At 69.6% G+C, this 22572-nt stretch carries 17 protein-coding genes, 1 other RNA gene and 1 pseudogene; 13 read left to right on the top strand and 6 right to left on the bottom strand.

The window, feature by feature from the left end; genetic code table 11:
• Positions 1–567: pseudogene (locus D7W79_RS17450) on the top strand (glycosyl transferase family 1); the annotation flags it as partial.
• Between the two features lie 99 nt (positions 568–666).
• Positions 667–5253: a response regulator gene (locus tag D7W79_RS17445; RefSeq protein WP_120526515.1), complete on the top strand. Its 4587-nt coding sequence runs from the start codon at positions 667–669 to the stop codon at positions 5251–5253.
• Between the two features lie 88 nt (positions 5254–5341).
• Here the strand turns inward: D7W79_RS17445 and D7W79_RS17440 are convergent, their stop codons facing one another.
• Positions 5342–5569: a hypothetical protein gene (locus D7W79_RS17440; protein ID WP_120526513.1), complete on the bottom strand. Its 228-nt coding sequence runs from the start codon at positions 5567–5569 to the stop codon at positions 5342–5344.
• Positions 5570–5760: 191 nt separating this feature from the next.
• Here D7W79_RS17440 and D7W79_RS17435 point away from each other — a divergent pair, with 191 nt between their 5' ends.
• The 7 genes from D7W79_RS17435 to D7W79_RS17405 all read left to right on the top strand — a co-directional run bounded on the left by D7W79_RS17435 (position 5761) and on the right by D7W79_RS17405 (position 13277).
• Entirely contained in the window at positions 5761–6702 is a 942-nt protein-coding gene (locus D7W79_RS17435) for an AAA family ATPase (RefSeq protein WP_120526514.1), read from the top strand.
• 131 nt (positions 6703–6833) lie between these two features.
• Positions 6834–7784 (top strand): branched-chain amino acid transaminase, encoded by a 951-nt coding sequence (locus tag D7W79_RS17430; RefSeq protein WP_120526512.1) that lies wholly within the window; start codon positions 6834–6836, stop codon positions 7782–7784.
• Positions 7785–7843: 59 nt separating this feature from the next.
• Positions 7844–9181, top strand: a complete 1338-nt coding sequence (locus D7W79_RS17425) for a DUF8689 domain-containing protein (RefSeq protein ID WP_120526511.1) — start codon at positions 7844–7846, stop codon at positions 9179–9181.
• Between the two features lie 120 nt (positions 9182–9301).
• Positions 9302–10141 (top strand): Fic family protein, encoded by an 840-nt coding sequence (locus tag D7W79_RS17420; protein WP_120526510.1) that lies wholly within the window; start codon positions 9302–9304, stop codon positions 10139–10141.
• A gap of 28 nt (positions 10142–10169) precedes the next feature.
• Positions 10170–11003 carry a deoxyribonuclease IV gene (locus tag D7W79_RS17415; protein ID WP_120526509.1) on the top strand — a complete coding sequence of 278 codons (834 nt, stop codon included), beginning with the start codon at positions 10170–10172 and terminating at the stop codon, positions 11001–11003.
• Positions 11004–11016: 13 nt separating this feature from the next.
• Positions 11017–12138, top strand: a complete 1122-nt coding sequence (locus D7W79_RS17410) for a DHH family phosphoesterase (protein ID WP_120526508.1) — start codon at positions 11017–11019, stop codon at positions 12136–12138.
• On the top strand, positions 12135–13277 hold the full coding sequence (locus D7W79_RS17405; RefSeq protein WP_120526507.1) for a cysteine desulfurase family protein: 1143 nt from the start codon (positions 12135–12137) through the stop codon (positions 13275–13277). The genes D7W79_RS17410 and D7W79_RS17405 overlap by 4 nt, the downstream gene beginning before the upstream one ends.
• Here D7W79_RS17405 and D7W79_RS44270 read toward each other — a convergent pair whose 3' ends face one another.
• The 3 genes from D7W79_RS44270 to D7W79_RS17390 all read right to left on the bottom strand — a co-directional run bounded on the left by D7W79_RS44270 (position 13278) and on the right by D7W79_RS17390 (position 15544).
• Entirely contained in the window at positions 13278–13454 is a 177-nt protein-coding gene (locus D7W79_RS44270; RefSeq protein WP_167497709.1) for a hypothetical protein, read from the bottom strand.
• Between the two features lie 108 nt (positions 13455–13562).
• Positions 13563–14474 (bottom strand): serine/threonine-protein kinase, encoded by a 912-nt coding sequence (locus D7W79_RS17395; RefSeq protein WP_244981938.1) that lies wholly within the window; start codon positions 14472–14474, stop codon positions 13563–13565.
• A gap of 77 nt (positions 14475–14551) precedes the next feature.
• Positions 14552–15544, bottom strand: a complete 993-nt coding sequence (locus tag D7W79_RS17390) for a hypothetical protein (protein WP_147441954.1) — start codon at positions 15542–15544, stop codon at positions 14552–14554.
• Positions 15545–15703: 159 nt separating this feature from the next.
• On the opposite strand from D7W79_RS17390, the gene ssrS reads away from it, so the two are divergent.
• The 3 genes from ssrS to tyrS all read left to right on the top strand — a co-directional run bounded on the left by ssrS (position 15704) and on the right by tyrS (position 17905).
• A non-coding RNA gene (gene ssrS / locus D7W79_RS17385) (6S RNA) lies at positions 15704–15896 on the top strand.
• Positions 15897–15915: 19 nt separating this feature from the next.
• On the top strand, positions 15916–16548 hold the full coding sequence (locus D7W79_RS17380; protein WP_120526503.1) for a 5-formyltetrahydrofolate cyclo-ligase: 633 nt from the start codon (positions 15916–15918) through the stop codon (positions 16546–16548).
• A gap of 94 nt (positions 16549–16642) precedes the next feature.
• The gene (tyrS, locus tag D7W79_RS17375; protein ID WP_120526502.1) at positions 16643–17905 is read left to right on the top strand and encodes a tyrosine--tRNA ligase; all 1263 of its coding nucleotides are present in this window, start codon (positions 16643–16645) and stop codon (positions 17903–17905) included.
• A gap of 27 nt (positions 17906–17932) precedes the next feature.
• Here the strand turns inward: tyrS and D7W79_RS17370 are convergent, their stop codons facing one another.
• Positions 17933–18757, bottom strand: a complete 825-nt coding sequence (locus D7W79_RS17370) for an SDR family NAD(P)-dependent oxidoreductase (protein ID WP_120526501.1) — start codon at positions 18755–18757, stop codon at positions 17933–17935.
• A gap of 86 nt (positions 18758–18843) precedes the next feature.
• On the opposite strand from D7W79_RS17370, the gene D7W79_RS17365 reads away from it, so the two are divergent.
• On the top strand, positions 18844–19977 hold the full coding sequence (locus D7W79_RS17365) for an EndoU domain-containing protein (protein ID WP_120526500.1): 1134 nt from the start codon (positions 18844–18846) through the stop codon (positions 19975–19977).
• Positions 19978–20024: 47 nt separating this feature from the next.
• On the opposite strand, the gene D7W79_RS17360 is transcribed toward D7W79_RS17365, so the two are convergent.
• Positions 20025–22572 (bottom strand): alpha-2-macroglobulin family protein (locus tag D7W79_RS17360; RefSeq protein WP_276375365.1); only part of this gene is annotated, 2548 nt, incomplete at its 5' end.

Genomic DNA, 22572 nt, shown 5'->3' with positions numbered 1-22572 from the left:
ATCCGTGGGGGTTCCCTCTCCGACGCGGAGAAGCCGCCCATCCGTGGAGGCTCCGTCCCAGACGCGGACCGCCCGCCGCAGCTGCCGCCCCGCGCCGCCGTGCCGCCGCCCGTTCCGCGCCAGGGGCCGCCGCCCCGGCTGAGCCCCACGCCGCCCGTGTTGAAGCCGTCCTCGGCCGCGTCCCCGGACGACGAGCCGGAGGAGATCGCCGCCGACGAGGCCCAGTCCCTGGACGACGACGCCGGGCACACGCCGGCCCGCGCCAGTCCGGCCCTGGACGAGCCGGAGGAGATCGCCGCCGACGAGGTCCAGGACGCGGACTCGCTCGACATGGAGGCCGCGGACGCGGTGGAGGCCGTGGACGAAGGGCCTCCTCCCGCGCCGCCCGAGTCCGCCCTCAACCCGTGGTTCGCGCAGCTCGCGCACGGCTACTGCCCCCCGGAGGGCGCCCGCTTCGCCCGGCACACCCCGCCCACCAACTTCCCCGGGCGGGATCCGGACGCGGACGCGTCCCCCGGGTCGGTGCCCCCTGTCGGACAGGGAGCGGTTCGCGGCAAGAACTCGTGAGGCAGCCGACCGAGCACCGCTCGGAAACTTCCCAAGCCTTGCGCCCGCCCGATAGGATGTGGCGGTTTTCACTGCACTTTTTGCTGGGTGAAGGGCTTCATGGAGCGTCGCGTCCTCATCGTCGAAAGCCAGAACGACTTCGCACTCAGCATGGCCTCCGTGCTCAAGAGCGCGGGCTACAACACGGCCATGGCCACCACTGCGTCAGACGCGCAGCGGGAGTTGGAGAAGCGCCGACCTGACCTCGTGGTCGTGCGCGCGGAGCTGCCGGACCAGTCCGGCTTCGCCCTCTGCGGGCAGATCAAGAAGGGCAAGTGGGGCCAGAACCTGAAGGTCCTCCTGCTCTCCTCCGACTCCGGCGTGGAGGGTCTGAACAAACACCGTGAGACGCCGGCCGCCGCGGACGGCTACCTCGTCATCCCGTTCGAGATGGGCGAGCTTGCCTCCATGAGCGCGGGCATCGTGCCGCCCGGCTCCGATGAGACGGACGCGGACCTGGACGCGGCGCTCTCCGGCGCACCGCGTGAGGCCCCGCCGCCCATGCCCGGCGTGCGCACGGGCGCCCCGCCCAAGCTGCCCAAGCGCGAGCGCCGCAGCGCGATGACGGACGAGGACAAGGCCTTCATGGACCGGGCCTTCTCGTCCATCGCGGACCGCAAGGCGGAACTCCTGGCGGAGTCGCGCCAGCTCAAGCGCCCGCCCCCGCGCCGCGAGCTGATGGGCACGCCCGAGGGCAAGATCCAGATCCTCCGGGACGAGCTGAAGACGCGCGAAGCCCAGCTCGCGCGCCTGTCGGAAATCTGGAGCGTCCGCGAGCGCGAGCTGCTCTCCGTCGAGGACCGCCTCCACGAGAAGGACGTGGAGCTGCAGGGCCTGAAGATGCAGGTGGACGACCTGCTCAGGCGCTTCAACGACGCGCAGCAGTCCATCGTCCAGAAGGAGCGCGAGCACGGCGCCACCGTCGACGACCTGCTCCTCCAGAAGTTCTCCTCGGAGAAGGACCTCATCGAGGTCGTCGCCTCCAAGGAGAAGGACATCAACGTCCTGCGCAAGGAGGTCAACCTCCGCGACGAGGAGCTGGCCCGGCGCGGCGCGGACCTGGAGAACTGGCGCAACGAGTACGACAAGCTGGAGAAGCACCTCGGCGTCGTCACGCTGGAGTTCGAGGTCAAGGAGCAGAAGCTCCAGGACACCGTCCGCGCCAACGAGGCGGACATCCTCCAGCTGCGCGAGCGCGGCGACCAGTTCGAGTCGGAGCTGTCCCGCACCGTCAGCGAGCGCGACCAGCGCTACGCGGAGCTCGACGGCGAGCTGCAGGCCCTCCAGGAGCGGCTGACCCAGACCGAGCAGGAGCGCGACGCCACCGTGCGCGGCCTGGAGGCCCGGGCCACCACGGCGGAGGAGCACGCCAGCCGCTCGGACGCGGAGATTGAGCGCCTCAACGCCGAGCGCGCCGCCCTGGAGCAGCGCCTCACGCAGCAGGTGGCGGACATGGAGTCCGACATCGCGCGCGTCACCGGCGAGCGCGACCAGCTCCGGCTGGACAAGGACGCCCTGGAGGCGGACCTCACGCAGCGCGTGGAGGAGCGCGACGGGAAGATCTCCGCGCTCGACCGCGAGCTGCAGGAGACCATCGCCCGCAACGAGAACAGCGAGGCGGAGCTCAACGCCACCATCCAGCAGCACCGCGAGCGCATCGGTGAGCTGGAAGGCGAAGTCGAGGCCGTCAAGACGCACCTGGAGGACCGCGAGAACGAGCTGAGCGGCGAGCTCCAGGCGCTTCAGCAGGCCAAGGACGCGCTGGAGCAGGACCTCACCAGCCAGCTGGAGGACCTGCGCGCGGCGAAGGACGCCCTGGAGGCGGACCTCAACGGCCAGATCCAGGCGCTCACCGAGCAGTTGGACGCGGCCCAGCGCCAGGGCGAACAGCTCTCCGCGCGCGTGGCCTCGCTCGAGGACACCGTCGCCCAGCGCGACGGCACCATCGAGGGCCTGCAGACCGACGTCGCCGACCGCGACGCGCGCATCTCCGAGCTGACCGGCAACCTGGAGGCCACGAGCCAGCAGCTCACCGAGACGCAGGGCACGCTCTCCAGCACCGAAGCCACCCTCGCGGAGACGCGCGGCGAGCTGGAGGCCACCAGCCAGCAGCTCTCCGAGACGCAGAACACGCTCTCCAGCACCGAGGGCACGCTGGCGGAGACGCGTGGCGAGCTGGAGGCGACGAGCCAGCAGCTCTCCGAGACGCAGACGACGCTCGCGCGGACGGAGGAGACGCTCTCCACCACGCGCGGCGAGCTGGAGGCCACCAGCCAGACGCTGGCCACCACCGAGGCGACGCTCGCGCAGACGCAGGACACGCTGGCGCGCACGGAGACCACGCTCGCCGACACGCAGACCACCCTCGCCAGCACCGAAGGCACGCTGGCGGAGACGCGCGGTGAGCTGGAGGCCACCAGCCAGACCCTGGCGGACACCCAGTCCCGGCTCGCGCAGACGGAGGAGACGCTCTCCACCACGCGCGGTGAGCTGGAAGCCACCAGCCAGACCTTGTCCGACACGCAGGCCACCCTCTCCAGCACGGAGGGCACGCTCGCGGAGACGCGCGGTGAGCTGGAAGCCACCAGCCAGACGCTGACGGAGACCCAGGCCAAGCTCGCGCAGACGGAAGGCACGCTCGCGTCCACCCTGAGCGAGCTGGAGCTCACCAGCACGACCCTGGCGCGCACCGAGGCGACCCTCGCCGACACGCAGGGCACGCTGGCGCGCACGGAAGGCACGCTCGCCGACACGCAGGCCACCCTCTCCAGCACGGAAGGCACGCTCGCGGAGACGCGCGGCGAGCTGGAAGCTACCAGCCAGACGCTCACGCAGACCCAGGAGACCCTGGAGACGACGCGCGGCGACCTGGCGAAGGTGACCTCGCACCGCGACGAACTGGACGCGGAGCTGAACGAGACGCGCGACATCCTTCAGGAGACCAACGGCCTCCTGGCCCGCACCACCGAGGAGCGCGACGCGCGCATCGCGGAGCTGCAGGCGCTCAACGCGGCCAAGGACGCGCTGGAGCAGGACCTCACCGGCCAGATTGGCCAGCTGCGCGCGGACCTGTCCGAGACGCAGGGGCTCTACGACGCCGAGCGCACCGCCCACGCGGCGCTCGCGGAGGAGACCACCGCGCGCATCAACGCCCTCACCGGCGAGCGCGACAACCTGTTCGCGGAACTCAACGCCACGTCGCAGCAGCTGGCCGACACGCAGGGCCAGCTCGCCAGCACCCAGGACGCGCTGGCCCGCGAGGAGCAGGCCCACGCCCAGGCCCGTCAGGCCGCCGCCAGCATGCAGGCGGAGCTCACGCGCCAGCTCACCGAGGCCCAGGCCAACGGCGAGGACCTGGCCGAACAGCTCATCGTCACCAAGCACGAGCTGGGCACGCGCGTGTCGGAAGTCACGCAGCTGTCCTCCACGCTCGCGCAGACGGAGGACGCGCGGCACAACCTGGAGGACCGCCTCCAGACGCTCACCCACGAGTCGCAGCGCCGTGAGGAGCTCCTCCAGAACGAGGTCGAGACCAAGGGCAAGGAGCTGTCGGACACCCTCCGCAAGCTCACGCATGTGACGCAGGAGAAGATGCGTCAGGCGGAGGTGCTCAACCGCGAGGTCTCCACCCGCACGGATCAGATCAAGCAGCTGGAAGGCCAGCTGGAGGCCCGGGCCGCCGAGGCGAAGAAGCAGGCGGACGCGCTCAACCAGCAGATCGCGAACGTCTCCGGCGAGCTGGACGGCGCGCGCAAGGCCATCGCGGACCGCGACTCGCAGCTGCAGCAGGCCGCGCAACAGGCGAAGAAGCTCACCAGCGAGCGCGACGGTCTGGCCGGCCAGCTCCAGCAGGCCCAGGCCCAGGCTCAAGCGCAGGCCCAGCAGGCCCAGGCCGCCGCCGCCGAGGCGAAGAAGCAGGCCGACGACCTGTCCTCGAAGCTCGCGAAGGCGGATCAGCGCATCGCGCAGCTCTCCCAGGAGGCCCAGAAGTTCGCCGCCGACACGGAGGCGAAGCTCAAGGAGGCCCAGGCACAGCTGCAGGCCCGCACCAAGAAGGCACAGGACCTGGAGCTGGCGCTGGAGAACGCCCAGAGCACCCGCGCCCGCGCGGAGAAGGACCTCAACGCCCGCGTCGCCGCGGCGGAGACCAAGGCCAACGAGGCGGCCGCCAAGCTCGCCACGGCGCAGAAGGAGCGCAAGGACCTGGAGGCCCGTCAGGCCAAGGAGCTGGAGGACCTCAACGCCAAGCAGAAGGCGGAGCTCGAGCGCCGCGAGGCCATCAAGGCCCAGGAGGTTGCCCGCCTCCAGACGTCCGTCCAGGAGAAGAGCAAGGCGCTCAAGGTCGCGGAGCTGGAGCTGGCCCGCTACAAGACCAAGGCCCCGGCCGCCGCCGCGCCCGCCGCGAAGGGCGCCAAGGCCACCGAGGAGGAGCACCTGGCCGCCACGGTCCAGGCGAACCCGGTCATCCCGGCCGCCGCCAAGCCCCCGGCGAAGGCCGCCGCCAAGCCCGCCGCGAAGAAGGCCGCCGCGGCCCCCGTCCCCGTGGACGAGGAGGCCCCGGAGCGCACCATGGTGATGCAGCTGCCCACCGCCCCCGAAGGCGGCGAGGACGACTGGACGGCGCTCGTCGACGAGCTCGACAAGTAGCCCTCACCCGGCCTCTGGAAACGACAAGGGCCCGCGCACTCCCAGGGAGTGCCGGGCCCTTCGTCCATCTCAAGACCGTCCCGCCGGCTTAAAGCGCCGTGGCCGCCCGCGCCTCACGGATGAGGTCCCGGAAGTGCAGCGCGCCCACCACGTCCCGCACCACCGACACCGGCCGCCCCTCTTCCCGGGCCTGCGCCTGCGCCTGCCGCCAGCGCTCCAGCAACGTCCGCGTCGCGATGTACGCCAGCACGAGGGGGAAGCCCCCCGGCATCACCACCACCAGCACCGCCATCGCCAGCTTCAGCCACGCCCACATGACCCGCGACCTCGTTCGTCCTGAGATACGCACGCTTCGATGCACGGTGCATGCCCACGGTGCGAAAATAATTACGCACCCTGATTCCGCAGGGTTACAGCTCCCAAGGCCCTCAAGAGTGCGGACGGCGCCCCCACAACCCTGGCATTTTTGCCGCAGTCGGCGCGAAACCGTCGGTTAAGTTGACGGGCGTGAGCCCCCCTCAACTGACTCCGGAGATTCGCTCGTTCACCAGCGTGGAGGACGCGGCGCGTCGCCTGGAGGCGGTGGGCTACCTGTCGTCGCCCGAGATCGCCACGGCCGTGTTCCTGGCGGACCGCATGGGCAAGCCCATCCTGGTGGAGGGCCCGGCCGGAGTGGGCAAGACGGAGCTGGCCAAGGCCCTGGCGCAGGCGTTGGACCGGACCTTCCTCCGCCTCCAGTGCTACGAGGGCCTGGACGAGGCGAAGGCGCTCTACGAGTGGGAGTACGCCAAGCAGCTGCTCTACACCCAGCTGCTCAAGGACAAGATTGGCGAGCTGACCCAGGGCACGTCCACGCTGGCGGAGGCCGCGGACCGGTTGGCCTCCGGCGACGCGGTGTTCTTCTCCGAGCGCTTCCTCCTCCCCCGCCCCATCCTCCAGGCCCAGCTGTCGCCCACGCCGGCCCTGCTCCTGGTGGACGAAATCGACAAGGCGGATCCGGAGTTCGAGGCCTTCCTGCTGGAGGTCCTCTCTGACAACGCTGTCACGGTGCCGGAGCTGGGCACCATCCGGGCCCGCCACGTCCCGCGCGTCATCCTCACCAGCAACAACGCCCGCGAGCTGTCCGACGCGCTCAAGCGCCGCTGCCTGCACCTGCACATCGACTTCCCGGACCGCGAGCGCGAGCTGAAGATCGTCCGCTCGCGCCTGCCGGAGGTCCCCCAGGTGCTGGCCGAGCAGGTGGTGGAGGCCGTGGCCGCCATCCGCGCGCTCGACTTGAAGAAGGCCCCGTCCATCAGCGAGACCCTGGACTGGGCGCAGAGCCTGACGCTGCTCAACGCCGAAGCGCTCAGCTCGGACGTCGTCGCCGCCACGCTCAACCTCGTCCTCAAATACGAGGGCGACATCGAGAAGGCCCGCGCCAACCTCCCCACCATCGCCCAGGCCTGACGCAGGGCGCCGCGTCCGAAGGACAGAAGCGACCGTTCCGCCGGGCCCCTGGCGTTTCACGCTTTGCGTCCCTGGTGGGCCTGGATACAAGTCCCAAGCCGTCCCACCCCTAGCCCGAGAGGAACTTCCCGATGAGCTCGACCTCATCCACCGTGCTGCGCGCCGAACACATCTGGCTCGATGGGAAGCTGATGAAATGGGACGAGGGCAACGTGCACGTGATGACGCACGCCCTCCACTACGGCCTGGGCGTCTTCGAGGGCATCCGCGCCTACAAGACCCATGATGGCCGGCTCGCCGTCTTCCGGCTGCGCGAGCACATCCGCCGCCTGCTCGACTCCGCGCACATCATCATGCTGCAGATGCCCTACACCGAGGATGAGCTGGTGGAGGCCACGCTGGATCTCTTGCGCAAGCAGAAGGCGCAGTTCGCCAACGGCGCCTACCTGCGCCCGGTGGCCTTCATGGGCGACGGCGCCATGGGCCTGGGCGCGGTGAACCCCACCCGCGTGGGCATCACCGCGTGGGACTGGGGCGCGTACCTGGGCGACAAGGGCATGAAGGAGGGCATCCGCGCCAAGGTCAGCTCCTTCACGCGCAACCACGTGAACGTGAACATGGTGCGCGGGAAGATCACCGGCCAGTACGTCAACTCCATCCTCGCCAAGCGCGAGGCGGTGCTCGCCGGCTACGACGAGGCCATCCTCCTGGACATCAGCGGCTTCGTCGCGGAGGCCTCCGGCGAGAACATCTTCATGGTGAACAAGAAGGGCATCATCAAGACCCCGCCCCTCTCGTCCCCCGTGCTGGACGGCATCACCCGCGATACGGTGCTGAAGCTGCTGCGCGACGCCGGCCACACCACCATCGAGGAGGTCACCGTCACCCGTGACGCCCTCTACATCTCCAACGAGGTCTTCTTCACCGGCACCGCCGCGGAGATCACCCCCGTGCGCGAGGTGGACAACCGCCAGATTGGCGACGGCAAGCCCGGCCCCATCAGCCGGTTCGTCCAGGAGACGTACTTCCGCGTCGTGCGGGGCCAGGAAGCCCGCTATGCGGACTGGCTGACCTACGTTTGAGGACAGTCGGTGGACGTGAAGTCCCGGCGGACGGGGGAATCGGGTAGAACCCGTACCCGATGCCTCCCGCCGGCTACGCGTACGAAGACAATCCGTTCAAGCTGGAGAACCCGTCCGTCCTCGACATCGCTCCCGCGGAGCCGAAGTCGCTGGAGGAGACGGGGCTGAAGCTGGGTCTGCTGGCGGACCTGGGCCTCAAGTTCCTCTATTACGCCGGCACCGGCACGGGCGTGGCCATCGCGGAGAGCATGTGCCTGCCCTGGTCCGGCGTCGTCGAGCACGTGGTGGACTTCCTCGCCGCGGAGAAGCTCGTGGACCTGCGCGGCGGCAAGGGCTTTGGCCGCGCGTCCGTGGAGTTCGCCCTCACGGAGAAGGGCCGCGAGTACGCGCGTGACGCCCTCACCCGCTCCACCTACGTGGGCCCCGCCCCCGTCCCCATCGAGCAGTACAACGCCCTCATCAGCAGCCAGACGGAGGAGACGCCCGTCGTGGGCCAGGAGGACCTGGTCGCCGCCCTGGGGCACCTCACCGTCTCCGCGGAGCTGATGGACAAGCTGGGCCCGGCCGTGAACTCCGGCCGCTCCCTCTTCCTCTACGGCCCGCCGGGCAACGGCAAGACGAGCCTCGCGGAGGCCATCTCGCACATGTTCGGCGGCGAGGTGTTCGTCCCGCACTGCCTCGAAATCGACAACCAGATCATCAAGGTCTTCGACCGGATCATCCACACGCCCGTGTCGCTGGAGATTGGCCGCGACGCCAACGGGCGCCGGCAGACCTTCGAGATGGACAAGCGCTGGTCGCTCTGCCGGCGCCCCGCGGTGGTGGTGGGCGGCGAGCTGACGCTGGAGACGTTGGACCTCATCTACTCGGAGAGCACCCGCTTCTACGAGGCACCGTTCCAGGTGAAGGCCAACGGCGGCATGCTCCTCATCGACGACTTCGGCCGCCAGAAGGTCCACCCCACGGACCTGCTCAACCGGTGGATCGTCCCGCTGGAGAAGCGGGTGGACTTCCTCACCCTGCACACCGGCAAGAAGTTCGAGATTCCGTTCGATCAGCTCCTGGTCTTCTCCACCAACCTGGACCCCAAGGAGCTGGTGGACGAGGCCTTCCTGCGGCGCATCAAGTACAAGATTGAAGTGGGCAATCCGGACGAGGAGTCCTACCGGGAGATCTTCCGCCGGGTGTGCGAGGCGGCGGGCATCCCCTACGTGGACCAGGCCATCACCTACCTGGTGGAGCACTACTACAAGCCCCGGAGCATGGAGATGCGCTCCTGCCACCCCCGGGACCTCGTGTCGCTCATCCGGGACGCCGCCCGATACCGGCAAATCCCGCCAGCCCTTTCAAAAGACCTGCTCGACCAGGCGTGCGAGGTGTTCCTGGTGAATCTCTAGTCGGGTTTTATTTGTTCCAACCGCGCGGAATTTCTAGACTCCGTGTGCCGTTGTACCTCCCGGCGCAGCCTCTGAGAATCAGCGCCCGGGGCGGGCCGGAGCGAGAAGGAGCCGCAGTCCGTGAAGGAACGCTACCAGGACATCGACGAGAAGAACGAGCAGCTGCGCGAGTACCTTGAGATCTACAAGGGCAAGCCGCCAGCGCGTGAGTACCTCGACCGCTTCGAGATGTCGTGGATCTACCACGACGCCGCGCTCGAAGGCGTCGTGTACACGCACCAGGAGCTGATGGCCGCGCTCTTCCCGGAGCGCACCGCGGCCGAAGCCTCCATGATCCCGGTGGTGCTGGAGATCCGCAACCACAAGGCGGTGGCGGACTTCATCCGCGAGGAGGCCGCGGGCGCGAAGAAGCAGTCCGCGCTCACGCTCACCACCATCAAGCGGATGCACGACCTCTTCCTGGGCAACACGCCGGAAGCGCTGGCCGAGCGTGCGCGCATGGAACGCCGCGAGCGCACGGAGAAGGAGCTGGCCAAGGAGCGCGACCGCGCGGGGCTGCGCAAGGACATGCCCCTGCACCGCACCTACTTCCACGACATCACCCAGCCCGCGAAGATCCAGGCGCGGCTGGAGAAGCTCGTGGACCACACCGCCAGCGCGGAGTTCCGCGAGTTCCACCCCATCAAGCAGGCAGCGGTGGTGCAGCACGAGTTCCTGCAGATCTTCCCCTTCACCGAGCACAGCGGGAAGGTGGGGCGCATGTGCAGCAACCTCATCCTGCTGCGCAACGGCTACATGCCGGCGGTCATCCACTCCATCGACCGGCAGCGCTACTACGAGTCCTTCCGCGCGCCCGTGGCCGTGTTCCGCACGGTGCTGATGGACGCGATGGAGAACTCGCTCGACAACGGCGTGAAGTACTTCCGCGACCTGGGTCGCAAGTACAAGACCGTCGAGTAGCCGCGAAGAGAGAGACGAAGTCGAAGCCGTGCGCATCGGGGCTCATGAATCCATCGCTGGTGGCGTGAGCCAGGCCTTCCAGCGAGCCGAAGCGCACGGCGCCCGCGCCCTGCAGATCTTCACGAAGAACGCGCGGGGCTGGAGCGCCCCCGCGCTGACGGACGCGGAAGCCGAAGCCTTCCGCGCCGAGGCCCGCCGCACGGGCCTGCCCGTCATCGCCCACGGCAGCTACCTGGTGAACCTGGCCGGTGAAGTCCCGGAGGCCCGCGAGAAGTCGCTCGCGTGCGTCACCGAGGAGCTCACCCGCTGCGAGCGCCTGGGCATCCCGCTGCTCATCCTCCACCCCGGCTCGCACCCGGATGAAGCGCGCGGCCTCAAGCTCATCGCGGAAGCGCTGGACGAGGTGCACCGCCGCTGCCCCGGCTTCCAGGCCCGCGTCTGCCTGGAGGTGACGGCGGGCCAGGGCAACGCCCTGGGCTGGCGCTTCGAGCACATCGAGGAGCTGCTCTCCCGCGTCGACGACGAGGCGCGGCTGGCGGTGTGCCTGGACACCTGCCACCTGTTCGCGGCCGGCTACGACCTGCGCACGCCCAGGGGCTACGCGGCGGTGATGGACGAGTGCGACCGGCGGGTAGGTCTGGACCGCGTGCGCGCCTTTCACCTCAACGATTGCAAGAAAGACCTGGGTTGCCGGGTGGACCGCCACGAGGAACCTGGCAAGGGAGCAATCGGACTGACGGCCTTCCGCTGCCTCATGAAGGACGCGCGGTTCGTCGACACCATTGGGGTGCTGGAAACACCCTTTCCGGAACGTTACGGGGAGAACATCCGACTTCTCGAATCCCTGTGCCGGAGGAAGTAAAAGAAGAGTCCCCATGCCTTTGACCCCGTCCTTCCAAAGCCGTCGCTCCCAGCTTCCCGCCGGCGGCGAGCTCACGGAGCCTCCGCCAGAACGGCTGGCGAAGCTGCCGGCCGCCGACAAGCTGGGCCGCTTGCTCCAGGTGGCCAAGGGCCACCGCCGGGCGCTCATCCTCACGCACGACAACCCGGACCCCGACTCCATGGCGGCGGCGGTGTCGCTCGCCCATCTGCTGGAGCGCAAGGCCGGCATCGAGGCCCAGGTGGGCTACGGAGGCATCATCGGGCGCGCGGAGAACGTGGCGTTCGTGCGCGTGCTGCGGCTGCCGGTGTCGCACGTGTCGCAGATCGACTTCAGCCAGTACGACCTCTTCGGCCTGGTGGACACCCAGCCGCCGGTGCGCAACCACTCGCTGCCGGCGCGCTACCGCGCGGACCTGGTGGTGGACCATCACCCGCTGCGCGAGGAGAGCCTGCTGGCCCCCTTCGCGGACGTGGGCGGCGATTTCGGCGCCACCTCCACGATGCTGGTGGAGTACCTGCGGGCCGCCCGGCTGGAGCCCTCCGTGGAGATCGCCACCGCGCTCTTCTACGGCATCAAGGCGGACACGCGGGACCTGGGCCGTGAGACGACCCAGACGGACGTGGACAGCTACCTGTGGCTGTTCCCCCGCTGTGACAAGCAGCTGCTGGGACAGATTGAACACCCGGAGCTGCCCGCGCGCTTCTTCCAGCTGTTCCACACGTCCATCGAGAAGGCGAAGGTCTACGGCACCGCCATCATCACCGACCTGGAGGAGGTCTACTCCCCGGACATGGTGGCGGAGGTCGCCGAGCGGATGATGTACCTCGAGGGGATGAAGTGGTCCCTGGCGTACGGCACGTTCCGCAACCAGCTCTTCCTGAGCCTGCGCGTGAAGGACCGGCGCATGAACGCGGGCCGCCTCATCCGCGAGCTTTGCGACGACCTGGGCGGTTCCTCTGGCGGCCACGGCAGCATGGCCGGCGCGCGGTTGCCCCTGTCCGGCAGCGCGAACAAGCGCAAGGCGCTCAAGCGCGAGGTGGTGTCGCGCTTCCTCGAAGCCTTCGGCGTCGCCGAGGAGCGGCCGAAGTCGCTGCTGTCCGCGCAGGACACGTGATCTACTGGGACCACAACGCCGCCGCGCCGGTGCGCGCGGAGGTGGGAGCGCTGCTCGCCCGGGCCTTCACGGAGGGCGGCTTCGGCAACGCGTCCAGCGTGCACGGCGGAGGGCGCGAGGCCCGGGCCCGGCTGGACGCCGCGAGGGCGAAGGTGGCACGCGTCCTCGGCTGCGAGCCGAAGGAGATCACCTTCACCGCGTCGGGCAGCGAAGCGGATGCGCTCGCGCTGGTGGGCGCCTTCGCGGCCCGGCCCGTGAAGGACCGCCGCCGCGTGGTGTCCTCCACGGTGGAGCACCCTGCGGCGCTGGGAGCCCTCACGCAGCTGGAGAAGGACGGCGCCCAGGTGGTGCGGCTCGCCCCTGCCTCCGACGGCCGCGTGCCCCTGGAGGCCGTGCTGGAGGCGCTCACGCCGGACACCGCGCTGTGTTCGTTGATGTGGGCCAACAACGAGACGGGCGTGCTGCAACCGGTGGCGGAGGCCGCGCGTGCGTGCCGTCAGCGCGGCATCCTCTTCCACACGGACGCCGTGCAGGCTGCGGGCAAGGTGCTGCTCTCCCTGCGCGAAGTGGACGCGGATCTCCTCTCCCTCTCCGCGCACAAGTTCGGCGGCCCCCAGGGCGTGGGCGTGCTCGTGGTCCGCAAGGGCGTGGACGTGCGGGCGCTGACGCCCGGGCACCAGGAAGGAGGCCGGCGAGGAGGCACGCAGAACGTGCCCTACGCGGAGGCCCTGGCCCTGGCCCTGGAGCTGGCCACGGCGGATCAGCCCGACGCCGCCGTGAGGGTCGCGGCCCTCCGTGACACCTTCGAACAGCAGGTGCTCCAGCGGCTGCCCGGCGTGACGGTGAACGGAAGCTCCGCGCCCCGCGTCCCCAACACCAGCAACCTGCGCTTCGACGGGGTGGAGGGCGAGGCACTGCTGATGGCGCTGGACCTGGAGGACATCCGCGTCTCGTCGGGAGCGGCCTGCGCGTCCGGCACCCTGTCCCCGTCCCACGTGCTGCGCGCCATGGGCCTCTCCCCGGCGCAAGCGCGCGGAAGCCTGCGCTTCAGCCTGGGCCCTTCCACCACGAGCGCCGAGGTCGAGCGCGTGGTGGAGGCACTGTGCACGCACGTTCCCCTCGTGCGCGCGCTGGGCTGATCACCACTTCTGATCAGGCAGGTTCTTCTCGCGCACCTCCGGGTCGGGCTGTCCGTAGCCGGGCATCCCCTCCTTGGCCTCGTCGGCCTTGGGCGGAAGTCGCTCGTCGCCGTGCCGCGTCTCGCGGGTGGGCTGCTCCTGCTCGGGCTGCTGCTGCTGCTTTCGCTCGGTCGCCATGGATTCCTCCCGGTGCATGTTCGCGGGAGGAAAGGTCATCATCCGGGGCATGGGCCGCAGCGGGCTCCACCGTCCGGGAGCCCGGGCACCAGGGCCCTGCCCGCCCGGCTACCCGTTGCCGTCGGAAGAGCCGTTGGGCGGCGGATTCCGGTACACGGGCATCTCGTCCGTGGTGCCGAACAGGCCGCGCACCACCGCCGCGATGGCCAGGGGCGTGCCCACGTTCTCGTCGAAGTGCGGCGACAGGGCCTTCGCGTACTCCTCCGCGGACGGGAAGCGGTCCTCGGGGTTCTCCGCGAACGCGCGCGCCAGCACCGCGTCCAGCGCCTTCGGGATGTCCGGCCTCACCGAGCTCAACAGCCGGTACTTGCGCGACAGGATGCCCGCGAAGACCTCTTCGGGCGTCGTGCCCACGAAGGGCCGGCCCAGCGTGAGCAGCTCATAGAGCACCACGCTCGCGGCCCACAGATCCGCCTCCGGGGAGACGGCGCCCTGCAGCGACTCCGGGGACAGGTAGTACGGCTTGCCCAGCACCTCGCCGCCCTGGAGCTTCCCGTCCACCAGCACGCGCGACACGCCGAAGTCGCCCAGCTTGATCTCCCCCACCCGGGAGATGAACAGGTTGGAGGGGGACACGTCGCAGTGGACGATGCCCAGCGGCTTGCCGTCCGGCCCGGTGGCGGTGTGCGCGTACGCGAGCGCCTCCAGCAGCACCTTCGCCAGGTACACCGCGAAGTCGACGGGGAGCGGAATCCCGCGCGCCTTGCACCGGCGCAGGATGTGGCCCAGGTCGCGCCCGTCCACCAGGTCCATGACCAGGAAGGACACGTCGTCCAGCATCCCGGCGTCCAGCACCTTCACGATGTTCGGGTGGTCCAGCTGGCGCGACAGCTGCGCCTCGCGGCGGAAGAGGTCCACCGACGCAGGGTCCCGGGTGAGCGCGGGCAACAGCCGCTTGAGCGCCACCGTCCAGCCCTCGTACGGGCCGGAGCGCACGCGCGCGCGGTACACCTCGGCCATGCCGCCCTTGCCCAGCAACGACAGGATTTCGTAGTTGCCGAAGACGCGAACAGGCTTCGACACGGAGTTCGGCGCGTTCACGGGCTGGCGCTTCCAGCTCCTTGCGACTCACGGCCCTGGACCCGCTTGCGACCGCGGGCCTGCTTCACCTGTGCCTCGTACAGCGTTCCCTCATTGGCGAACTGCTGGAGTTCACGCTCCACCAGCGCGTTGCCCTCCGGCGGGGACCACCCCTCCGCCAGCGCACGCCGCAGCGCGATCTGGGCGAACCCCGACTCCTGCGCCGCCCGCTTCACGCACGCCGTCCAGAAGAAGGCCTCCGCCCGCGCCGCGCCGCTGCCCAGGTTGCGCGCCTGCTCCAGGTACTTGAGCGCCTCCGCGTGCTGCTTGCGCAGGTAGTGCGACACGCCCATGCCCGTCAGGGCCCAGGCATTGTTCTTCTCCTTCTCCTGGGCCAGCACCAGCTGGAACTGCTGCGAGGCCGCGAAGGGGTTCTGGGCCAGCAGCGACTGCCCCTGCTTCAAGGTCGCCGCCACGTCCAGCGGCTCCAGCCGGCGCTGCGCCGCCACCTGCGCGGCGCCACCGGACGGAGGAGGAGGCGTGGGGGCCTGCGCCTGACGCTGCTCGGGAGCCGGCGCCGCCGCGGGCGTCAGGGCCGCGCCCTGGTCCGTCGCCCGCAGCACCAGCATGCTGTTCTTGGGCAGGGCCGGGGACTCGCAGCCGCCCTCCAGCTTCACCACGCCCGCCAGCGCGCGCTCCTCCACGTTGTAGACGAGCATCAGCGGGAAGCTCCGGGACGGGGTGCAGGTGTCCCCCGTCTGACAGAGCGTGATCTCCCCCAGGAAGACGTTGCCCTGGAAGTCCCCTGTCAGGATCTGCTCGGCGACCGGGCGCTGGCAGGGTCCCCCGGCCGGCGCGATGCCGGTCAGATGTTCCCCGTCCGAGCGCAACTCGATGGGGCCGAAGGCATCTCCCTGGTAGGTACTGTTCAGCTGCGGACCCGCCCAGGCGAATCCGGAGGCGAGGCAGGCTACCGCCGCGAGAGCCAATGTTGGGGTCGGGAGCGACATGTCGGGGACCCGGGCATCATAGAAGTCCACGGGGCGGCTTGTAAACGCGCGAGGACGGCTTGACCGCACGCTTCTCCATCCTTATCATTTTCCCAGAACGCCCTGGGATTTTCCCAGTGATTCTAAGGACTTGTAGCGAGATTTGAGCAGTAAAAGGTCTGTTCCCTGCGGGGTGCGTGATGCCCAGCAGAAATTCGAACCGATACGTCCATTCCGGGGTCCGTTTCGGTCGCCATGTGCAAGCCCTCCCCCTTCACCGGGGATGAGGGAAGCCTGCGGTGACATGATTTCGGTCCCCACCTGGCTTCTAAGGGTTCAATGGACGCTGGACACACGGCTCGGCGGGGGACTCTTTCTTTGGAGCGGCGGCGGTGAGCGAGACGGCGGCGGATACGGTGGCGGCGGCGGCGGAGAAGAAGGTCACGCTTCGTGAGGAACTGACGGCGCGCCGCAAGGCGATGACCAACGACCTCATCGATGAGCGGGGCCTCAAGGTCCAGTCTCGATTCCTGGCATCGCCCTACTATCAGAAGGCACGGACGGTGGCCCTCTACGCCCCCATCCGGGGCGAGGTGCCCACCCGGGACATCCTCATCGCGGCGTTGCAGGACGAGAAGATCGTCTGCTACCCGCTGTCCCACGTGCATGGGCGAATCCTGGCCTTCCGGGCCATCAAGTCGGAGAGCGAGCTGGAGCCGGGACGCCTGGGCGTCCGTGAGCCCACGAACTCCTCGGACCTGATTGCCGTGGATCAGATCGACCTGTTCGTGGTGCCCGGCCTGGGCTTCAGCCCGGACGGCAAGCGGCTGGGGCGCGGTGGTGGCTACTACGACGCCACCCTCAAGGCGGCCAGTTCGCGCAGCCGCCGGGTGGGTCTGGCCTTCAACGACCAGATCGTCCAGGCGCTGCCCACGACGAGCGACGACGTGGACATGGACCAGATCGTCACGGAGAGCCAGACGCTGCGCGGCCTGTGCCGCAGCTTCGACTTCCTGGACACCTGAGTCGTCAGGCTGACGACCGGACCTTCACGGGTGGGGCGGGCTGGAGAAGTCCCGCCCTGCCCGTCGTCTTTTTTGGGCTAGTGTCCGCGGCGCCATGAACCCGGACGCACTGCGCAAGGCGACCCCCGAAGAACAGTTCGAAGAAGTCACTCGCGGCACCGTGGATTTGCAGGTGCCGGAGGACCTCAAGAAGAAGCTCCAGCGCTCGTATGACAAGGGCAAGCCCCTGGTCATCAAGGCGGGCTTCGACCCCAGCCGTCCCGACCTGCACCTGGGCCACACGCTGCTGCTCACGCGCATGCGGCGCTTCCAGGAGTTCGGTCACACGGTGGTGTTCCTCATCGGTGACTTCACCGCCCTCATCGGCGACCCCTCCGGGAAGAACGCGGCCCGTCCGCCGCTCACCCGCGAGCAGGTGAAGGTCAACTCGGAGACGTACAAGCAGCAGGTCTTCAAGGTCCTGGACCCCGACAAGACGGTGGTGAAGTTCAACTCGGAGTGGCTCGACGCGCTGGGCACCGAGGGGATGATCCGCCTGGCGGCGCGCTACTCCGTGCAGCGCATGCTGGAGCGCGACGACTTCAAGAAGCGCTACCGGGAGAACACCTCCATCGCCATCCACGAGTTCCTCTACCCGCTCCTGCAGGGCTACGACTCCGTGGCGCTGAAGGCGGACGTGGAGCTGGGCGCGACGGATCAGCTCTTCAACCTGCTGGTGGGCCGGCAGTTGATGAAGGAAGAGGGCATGGAGCCGCAGGTCATCATGACCGGCCCCATCCTGGAGGGCCTGGACGCGAAGCTGGTGGACGGCGTCATCACCGGCTCCAAGATGTCCAAGAGCCTGGACAACTACGTGGGCATCGACGAGCCGGCGGACAGCATCTTCGGCAAGTTGATGAGCATCACGGACGACCTGATGTGGCGGTACTACAAGCTCCTGTCCTCGATGCCGCTCAAGCAGGTGCTGGAGCTGGAGGAGAAGACGAAGTCCGGCGCCGCCCACCCCAAGGTCGCGAAGGTCGCCTTCGCGCAGGAGATGGCTGCGCGCTTCCAGGGTGAGGAGGCCGGGCGCAAGGCGGCGGAGGACTTCGAGAAGCGCTTCGCCAAGAAGGAGCTGTCCGCGGAGGAGCTGCCGCTGGTGGAGGTGTCGCTCGCGGGCGCGGAGAAGCTGCTGGTGACGAAGCTGCTGCCGGAGACGAAGCTCGTGGCCTCCGCCACGGAGGCGCGCAAGCTGATGACCCAGGGCGGCATCCGGGTGAACGGCGAGAAGGTCACCGACCCCAAGGCGGAGCTGGGGGCCGGCGAGTACACGGTGCAGGTGGGCAAGCTGAAGGCCGCGCGGCTGAAGCTGGCCTGAGGCCCGGGTGCACCGCCCGCGCTGGAGTCACGGCGCGGGCGGCTCCTTCGGCAGCGCGCCTTCGTACAGCGCGGCCGAGCGCCCCATCATGAAGCCGTGGGGCAAGAGCTTCATCATCGTCGCGAGGAAGCGGTTGAGGACGCCGGGCACGGCGAGCTCGCGGCGGTGCTCGAAGGCGTCCACGGCGATGCGCGCACAGGCCTCCGCGGACATGATGCCCACGTCGCCCGCCTTGAACTTCCGGTCCAGGCCGGACACCGACAGCATCTCCGTGGCGATGCCGCCCGGAGCGAAGACGGTGACGGACACGCCCGCCTTGCGCAGCTCGTAGGCCAGGCCGCGTCCGTAGCTGATCACGAACGACTTCGTCGCCGCGTAGGCCGTCTGGTACGGCAGCGGCGCGAAGCCCGCGGTGCTCGCGACGAGCATCAGCGCCCCTCCCCCGCCCCGCTTCGCGAAGTGCGCGCCGAAGAGCTGGGACATGCGCACCACGCTGGTGATGTTGGTGGCCAGCATCGCGTCGAAGGACTCGGGCTGCTGCTCCAGCGCGTGGCCGAAGTAGGTGACGCCCGCGTTGAGGATGACACCGTCGACGGTGCGGCCGGACGTGGCGGTCTCGAAGACGCGCGTGGCCTCGCCGGGCCGGGTGAGGTCGGCTGACAGGGGCAGCACCTGCACGCCGTGCGCGCCCTCCAGCTCCGCCTTGAGGGCGGTGAGCCGGTCCTCGCGCCGGGCGACGGCGATGATGTGGGCGCCGTGCTCCTTCGCGAGCAGGCGGGCCATCTCCAGCCCCAGGCCGGACGACGCGCCGGTAATGAGCACCCAGCGGCCTCGGAAATTCATCGGTTTCATATCGGCCGCTCTTATTTCGCGGTGCGGCGCCGGGCGCAACCGGGGAACAGCGGGCTTCCGGCACCCCTGTTAGAGTCCCGCGCACCATGCGCCTCTCCGGGTCGCTCGCCTGCTTCTTCCTGGCCATTTCCATGGCTCCCCCCGCCGCCCTCGCGGGCAGCGGCGTCTTCGTCACCGAAGAGTCCGTGGACGCGGTGGAGCAGCCCGAGTCCTCCAAGGTCGTCTTCGCCGTGCAGCCGGGCGTGTCCTATCCGCTCGTGAAGAAGGGCGGCCCCGACCGCGCGTGGTGCAAGCTCCAGGGGCCGAAGGCCGAGGGCTGGGTGCTCTGCGATGGCACGCCCACGGACGCCGTCCAGAAGGCCCCCGGCACGGATGCGCTCGTGCGTGCGGACCATGAGAACACGCGCCAGCAGCAGGCGGCCCGGGACAGCACTGCCTCCGACGCCGCGAGCAGTGCCGAGGCCGGCGATGCGGAAGACGGGGCCGTGGAGGTCCAGGCCCCCGCGGGGCGCGCGGCGGCTCCGGGCGAAGGCGCGGCCTGCGCGAGCACCTGTGACCAATCCCCCCTCTTCGCCAAGGCGCCTGCCCTGTCCGCGCTGGACCGCGAGGTGCTGGACCTGTGCCCCGCGCGTCCCGACGCGAGCGTGAGCGCCGGGGACGTGCAGCGCTTCTTCGCGAAGCACTATGACGACGCGCGGGTGCAGCGCGCGCTGTCCGCGGCGGGCCGGCCGGGCTCGCGGCAGGCGAACATCGAATGGCTCACGAGCCTCTGGGTGAGCACGGGTCCGCGCAACGCGTTCACGCACGTCTTCTGCGGCGATGACTGGCAGCGCGGCCCGATTGGCGGCCTCCACTTCCTGCCTCGCTACGCGCAGCTCGAGGCGGAAGGAAAGGTCTGCTACCAGGGCGCGGCCAAGGGCGAGGAAGCGGTGCGGGGCGAGCAGTACCTCATCCGCTTCAAGGGCCTGGCGCCCTGGTCCTGCGGCGTGAAGCGGATGGGCGGCTTCTCGACGTCGCAGGACGCGGTCTCCATCGCCGCCATCGGAACCCGCGCGTTCGCGCGCTGCTGTGCGCGCGGCGGGGCGAAAAAGGAAGGCGGCGTGTACTCGGCGCCGGACATCGGTGGCGGCAACTGGCGCATCTGGTGCGGCACGCGCAACGGCACCTACGGCATCGCCACGCTGCACCCCACCGAAGAAGCCGCCACCTGCGCGGAGTAGAGCACCCGCGTCCGTGAAGGACGCGGGCCCCCTGCCCCGCTGACGGCCTACGGCGCCCTGTCCACGGTGAGCACCGTGCCCGTGGAGTACGCGGTGAACTCCGGCGCGTACATGGACTGAACCGTCGCGGGCCCCACGCGGAAGGTGCCCGCGAGGTTCGCGCGCAGCCGGTACTTGAACGTGTACTCGCCCGCTGGCAGCGCCTCGAAGAAGAAGTTCGTCCCCGAGTCGCGCGTCTCCTCGTACCAGACGATGCCCAGGTCCCACTTGTGGCGGGACTGCGCGTTCTCCGGCTCCAGGCCCGCGGCGCGCGGATCGCGCAGGTGCACGTACTCCGCCGCGTGCTTCAGGCGCAGGGACAACTGCACCTCCGCCTCGTCGCCGGGCCGCAGCGTCGCGCCGTCCGCCAGCGGGCGCAGCAGCGTCTGGGTGCCTTCGCGGATCCGCACGAAGTAGCGGCGCGACACCTGGAAGAAGTCACCGCGCTCCTCCTTCGGCAGCTCCTCCGTGGAGAAGTGCCACGTCGCGGAGGCGAAGGCGAAGCCCTTCGTCGTCTTCTCCACCACCGTGGTCGCGGTGTCCGGCTTCACCTCCGGGCCGGAGAGCACCACCTGGTTCTTCTTCCCCGTGTAGACCTCCGGCGAGAAGCTCATGGGCACCACCTTCGGGCCCACCGTCACCTTCAGCTCCTCGCGCACGGACAGCGCCCCTTCCGCCTCCAGGTAGTTCACCAGCGCGTAGAGCGCCTCCGCCGTGGCGCGCGTGGACTTCCAGTGCCCCAGCTTCTTGTCCAGGAGCAGCCACTGCACCAGGCCCGCGCGGCGCGCATCCTTCGGGCGCAGCTCCGACAGCGTGCGCAGCGCGAAGGCGTGGGTCTCCGTGGTGTCGTTGTACCAGAGCCAGCTGCGGTCCTCCGCGGCCCAGAAGGTGCCCTGGTCCTCCGTCGTCTTCGCGGAGTCCATCACGCTGTCCCAGACCTTCTGCGCGTCCTTCGTGCGCTTCGCCCGGTTCAGCGTGAGCGCCAGGTACCCCTTGAGGTACGGCGAGTGCTCCTTCCAGTGCTTGAAGGAGAAGTCGAGCATGCGCTGCCGCTCGGCCGCGGTGAGCGCCTCGCCCGTGTAGCGCGCGTCCGGATACGCCGACGCCACGAAGTTGAGGAACGTGAGGAACTCCCAGCCCAGGTCCTTCTTCATCAGCCGGTTCGCGGAGTCGCTCCGGAAGTGCGTGGTGAGGTAGCCCCACGCCGGCTCCGTCATGGCGGGCGACACCTCCACCCCGTGCTCCATGGCGCGCGACAGGCCGTGCAGGATGTAGAGCGTCATGTACGGCGACGAGGGGCCGCCCGGCCACCAGGGGAAGCCACCGTCCGCGTTCTGTGACTTGCGCAGCTTCTCCTGCGACGACTCGCGCTGGGCCCGGGCCACCTTCGGATCCAGCACGCGCAGGAGCGCGTCGTCGTTCCCGGTCCCGCCCTTCGCCTCGTTGAGCCAGGGCGTCTCCTCCAGCGACATCTTCCGGTTCGGGTCCACGCCGTCGAAGGTCTCGAAGCGCGTGCTCCGCTGGCTCAGGTCCTTGGCCACCTTCGCGACCGCCGGGTACTTGTCGAAGAGGCTGGAGACGATGCCCGTGGACACGAAGCGGTTGAGCGTCTGCTCCGTGCACTCATAGGGGTAGTCCACCAGGTACGGCAGCGCCTGGAGCACGGAGTAGAACAGCTGCGCGTCCACCGTGACGACGAGCTGCTCGTTCACGCGGGTGGGGTCGTCCGAGCGCTTCAGGTCGTCGAACGTCAGCGTCTTGCGGTCCTGGTCGCGCAGCGTCACGAAGCGCGACTGGGACAGGTGCATGCGGCCGGGCAGCACCGGCAGGGGCCGCAGCTCGCCGTCGCTGAACGCGCCCGCCTTCGCGACGACGCGGAAGGCCACCGGTCCCACGCGCGCGGGCGTGGTGATGGGGAAGCGCAGGTGCGTGCCCTTCCCCGCCGCCACCGTGAAGGCCTGCGTGGCCGTCTTCACGCCGAAGTCCGCGGCCAGGCTCTTCTGCGTGTCCGGATCCACGATGTCGAACGTGAGCTGGCCCTGCTGCGCCTGCGCCCCCGCGTTGTTCACCACGACCTCCAGCTCCGCGCGGTCCCCCTCGCGCAGGAAGCGCGGCAGGTAGGGGCGCACCATCAGCTCCTTCACGCTGCGGGTGGAGCGCTGCGTGGACCCACCGCGCAGGTCGCGCGTGAGCGCGTGCACCCAGACGTCCCACGCGGTCACCGAGTCCGGCACCGTGAACTCCAGCACCGCCGTGCCGTCCGGCCCGGTGAGCAGCTGCGGAATCCAGAACGCCGTCTCCGCGAAGTTGGAGCGCAGCGGCTGCTCCGGCCCTCCCGGCTCCGGGGCGCCGGGGGCTCCCTTGATGATCTGGATGATCTCGTGCCGCTTCTGCTCCAGCACCCGGCCGCCCTTCGGCGAGGCTTCCGCGGCGGACGGCGCGGGCGACGGCGGCGGAGGAGGCGGCGGTGCGCCGTCCGACTCCCGATGGACGGCCCCGGGCTTCGCGGCCATGACGCGCATCCGGCGCCCCCCTCCGTAGAAGTTGCGATAGCCC

Source organism: Corallococcus exercitus, from assembly GCF_003611585.1.
In the GTDB taxonomy this organism is placed as follows: domain Bacteria; phylum Myxococcota; class Myxococcia; order Myxococcales; family Myxococcaceae; genus Corallococcus; species Corallococcus exercitus.
The sequence above is the reverse complement of the archived record's forward strand: the minus strand, read 5'-3'. Positions and strand labels throughout refer to the sequence as shown.

What these genes read in the sequence shown, in the direction of transcription:
- D7W79_RS17445 (WP_120526515.1), top strand. Translation starts at nt 667, where the DNA reads ATGGAGCGTCGCGTCCTCATCGTCGAAAGCCAGAACGACTTCGCACTC.
- D7W79_RS17440 (WP_120526513.1), bottom strand. Translation starts at nt 5,569, where the DNA reads ATGTGGGCGTGGCTGAAGCTGGCGATGGCGGTGCTGGTGGTGGTGATG.
- D7W79_RS17430 (WP_120526512.1), top strand. Translation starts at nt 6,834, where the DNA reads ATGAGCTCGACCTCATCCACCGTGCTGCGCGCCGAACACATCTGGCTC.
- D7W79_RS17425 (WP_120526511.1), top strand. Translation starts at nt 7,844, where the DNA reads ATGCCTCCCGCCGGCTACGCGTACGAAGACAATCCGTTCAAGCTGGAG.
- D7W79_RS17410 (WP_120526508.1), top strand. Translation starts at nt 11,017, where the DNA reads ATGCCTTTGACCCCGTCCTTCCAAAGCCGTCGCTCCCAGCTTCCCGCC.
- D7W79_RS44270 (WP_167497709.1), bottom strand. Translation starts at nt 13,454, where the DNA reads ATGGCGACCGAGCGAAAGCAGCAGCAGCAGCCCGAGCAGGAGCAGCCC.
- D7W79_RS17395 (WP_244981938.1), bottom strand. Translation starts at nt 14,474, where the DNA reads ATGGCCGAGGTGTACCGCGCGCGCGTGCGCTCCGGCCCGTACGAGGGC.
- D7W79_RS17390 (WP_147441954.1), bottom strand. Translation starts at nt 15,544, where the DNA reads ATGTCGCTCCCGACCCCAACATTGGCTCTCGCGGCGGTAGCCTGCCTC.
- tyrS (WP_120526502.1), top strand. Translation starts at nt 16,643, where the DNA reads ATGAACCCGGACGCACTGCGCAAGGCGACCCCCGAAGAACAGTTCGAA.
- D7W79_RS17370 (WP_120526501.1), bottom strand. Translation starts at nt 18,757, where the DNA reads ATGAAACCGATGAATTTCCGAGGCCGCTGGGTGCTCATTACCGGCGCG.
- D7W79_RS17365 (WP_120526500.1), top strand. Translation starts at nt 18,844, where the DNA reads ATGCGCCTCTCCGGGTCGCTCGCCTGCTTCTTCCTGGCCATTTCCATG.